At 56.7% G+C, this 591-nt stretch carries 1 pseudogene; it reads left to right on the forward strand.

The features are described from left to right. Positions 1–323: 323 nt before the first annotated feature. Positions 324–591: pseudogene (locus KUW17_RS23230) on the forward strand (recombinase family protein); the annotation flags it as partial.

The raw sequence follows: 591 nt of genomic DNA on the forward strand, positions 1-591 counted from the left end.
GTAGGCTGGAAACTGAAGGCTATAATGCCTGCAAGGCGGTACTGCGGTAGGGCGCGTCAATCGAAGTTGATGTTTTTCGCGCTTCTCTGCAGTCGGCAGCTTTCTAAAATTCTTCACATCCCTCTCTAACAGGAACTGATCCTTGAAGTTTTCAAACCAAACATGACGTCTGCATCGGCGATGTCTTCGCTGGCGTGGATTTCGTGCTCAAGAAAACTCTTCAGTGCGTCAGTGTCATCGCTGACTGATCAGCCCCACCTGAGTGGTCCGGTTTGATTGTTAGTGCATGACTGGCCTTTGATCCATCAGAACGATGGTTTCCGGTGCAGGTGTCGGCGTGGTACCGGGAGCTGATCGAGGACCTGGCTGGCGCCCTGAATGCACCGGAAGTGCGGCGGGAGGCAACGGCATCGCTGCGGGCTTTGATTTCGGAGGTGCGGATGGTTCCGGACGCGGATGCGCCGGGCGGGCATCAGCTTGAACTTGTTGGGGAATTGGCGGGGCTGATGGCTTTTGGGACGCCGGAATCAACAAAGCCCCCGCTGGTGGCGAGGGCTTGGCCGGAAACGTTGGTTGCGGGAGCAGGATTTG

Origin of the sequence: Leisingera aquaemixtae (assembly GCF_019801145.1) — a bacterium.
GTDB lineage: Bacteria > Pseudomonadota > Alphaproteobacteria > Rhodobacterales > Rhodobacteraceae > Leisingera > Leisingera aquaemixtae_A.